The organism is Pseudoalteromonas sp. Z1A2, assembly GCF_011378755.1.
GTDB lineage: Bacteria > Pseudomonadota > Gammaproteobacteria > Enterobacterales > Alteromonadaceae > Pseudoalteromonas > Pseudoalteromonas distincta.
This window is the reverse complement of record NZ_WTKX01000061.1, coordinates 1-2432: the sequence shown is the minus strand read 5'-3', so window position 1 is coordinate 2432 and position 2432 is coordinate 1. Positions and strand designations below refer to the sequence as shown.

Annotated in this window: 2 protein-coding genes; both read left to right on the top strand. The window is 37.0% G+C overall.

The features are described from left to right. Positions 1-92: 92 nt before the first annotated feature. Positions 93-779, top strand: coding sequence for a heavy metal response regulator transcription factor (locus GQR47_RS20075; protein ID WP_024596891.1), 687 nt, complete (start codon positions 93-95; stop codon positions 777-779). Beyond that, positions 769-2166 carry a heavy metal sensor histidine kinase gene (locus tag GQR47_RS20070; protein ID WP_024596890.1) on the top strand — a complete coding sequence of 466 codons (1398 nt, stop codon included), beginning with the start codon at positions 769-771 and terminating at the stop codon, positions 2164-2166. Before GQR47_RS20075 ends, GQR47_RS20070 begins: the two co-directional genes overlap by 11 nt. Positions 2167-2432: the final 266 nt, after the last annotated feature.

Here is a 2432-nt window from a genome sequence, read left to right as displayed (position 1 = left end):
CAAAGTTGTAATCTTGGTGTCATGTTGCTGTAGTGACAGATACTGCATAATATTTGCAGAGGTAGTTGTTAGGACTTTAATGAAGGAATAGTATGCGCTTATTAGTTGTTGAAGATGAAGCAAAAACGGGAGATTATTTAAAACAGGGACTCAGTGAAGCTGGTTTTCAGGTTTCTTTGACGCGCAATGGTCTTGACGGTCATCACCTAGCAATGACCGAATTGTTTGATGTAATAATACTTGATGTTATGTTACCTGACGTATCAGGTTGGAAAATTTTACAGTCGCTACGTGAAGCAGATAACAAAACCCCAGTACTATTTTTATCTGCTCGCGATAGCATAGACGATAGAGTAAAGGGGCTCGAACTTGGTGCTGATGACTATTTAATAAAGCCTTTTGCTTTTGCTGAAGTTTTAGCAAGAGTACGTACTCTTATTCGCCGTCGTGCAGTGCAAACAGTTGACGATATACTGATCGTTGCTGATTTAGAAATGGATATTCCAAAGCGAAAAATACAACGTGCAGGCAAGCGTATTTTATTGAGTAATAAAGAGTTTAGCTTACTTGAACTATTGTTACGGCGCGAAGGTGAAGTATTGCCACGTTCGTTAATTGCTTCTCAAGTATGGGATATGAATTTTGATAGTGACACCAATGTGATTGATGTTGCCATTCGTAGACTAAGAGCAAAAGTTGATGATGACTTTACTGTTAAATTAATTCATACAGTTCGTGGTATGGGCTATAAATTAGAGGTTGAAACTGATGACTATTAAGTCACGACCTTTATCACTTACGATGCGTGTTGTGTTGTTTGTGGCTGTAACCGTTATTGCGTGCTTAACTTTAGTTGCTTTTTTAATAAATAGTTCAATAAAGCATCATTTTTTTCAGCAAGATAGCAGTGAACTACATGTTATTAATCAATCTATTGAATTTGTTTTAACACAACAGTATAAATCAAACCTGAAGCTTAAAAATGAATTATCTAACGCTGTTGCGGGTCATCACGGTGTTTACTATCAGGTAAATACTGCAAAAGGAGATCTCATTTTTCAAAGCTCTGAACGAGATTTTAGTGATTTTGCAATGAGTGCAAAGGCTTCAACTGGCTTTAACAGTAACAACATTATCTCATGGCAAAATGGTACTCACACCTACCGAGCTCTGGTGAATAATTTAAGTACTGGGCAACAGCAATACAAGATTACTACAGCGATAGACATGAGCTTTCATTTACACTTTCTCAATCAATTTCAGCAAAGCCTTTGGGCTATTATGTTTGGTTCAGCTGTACTCATTTTATTGGTGGCTTGGTTTGCTATACATCAAGGATTAAACCCTTTACGAGGTGTAAGTCAGAAAATGCATGATATCCAAACTAATAAAATGGATGTAAGGCCTGATGAAAATAAAGTGCCTATTGAGCTTGTTAATATGGTGCAATCTTTCAATTTAATGCTAGACAGGCTTCAAGGTGAATTTATCCGGCTATCAAATTTTTCTAGTGATATTGCTCATGAACTACGCACACCTCTTACCAATATAATAACTCAAACGCAGGTTGGCCTATCTAAAAAAAGGCAATCCGAAGAGTACCAAGAGTTATTATTTTCTAATCTAGAAGAGTTGGAACGACTAACTAAGATGGTTAGTGACATGCTTTGGCTGGCAAAAACCCAAAACGGCCTAATTAAACCAACCCAAGACATTTTATCCAGCCATGAAGAAATTGAAGCGCTGTTTGAATATTTTGATGCTTTAGCTGAAGAATCATCGCTGATACTTAATAAAGCAGGTGAAAACATCAGTTTTTATTGTGATAAACTACATTTTCGTCAATTGTTATCAAACCTGTTATCGAATGCTATAAGATATGCACCGAAGGGGTCATCAATTACGGTAAGTAGTGAAATAACATCTGTTGAAAAAGTATGTATCTGTGTGAGTAATACCGGCGAGAAAATACCTTCTGCACATTTACCTTATTTATTTGACCGCTTTTATCGACCAGATAAGTCTCGGCAACGCCATAGTGATGGAGCCGGTTTAGGGCTTGCAATAGTTAAAGCTCTAGCGCAAGCAAACAGTGGTGATGTAGAGGTCAGTTCAAATAATCAAACTACCAGCTTTAAAGTTTTTTTTAATTTAGCTAAAAGCTAATTATTAAAATTAATAACTCAATGTTTGCTCTCAGCATTTTGGCGAAGTTTAACTAAGTGTTGTGAGTTAAAGCACTCGATTCAGTACACTGATTAAATCGTTTCACAGGTGTTTCGTAGTCTAAGAAGAGCAATTTAGGTACTTCGCTATTTCTCTGAATGATTTACCTGCTGCTACGTAAGCGTATAGCTAACGACACCTAGCCTTGCTTAATATTCCAAGGTAGCAGTGGCTCAAGGTTACTTGGCTGCTCTGCAATATGTTGC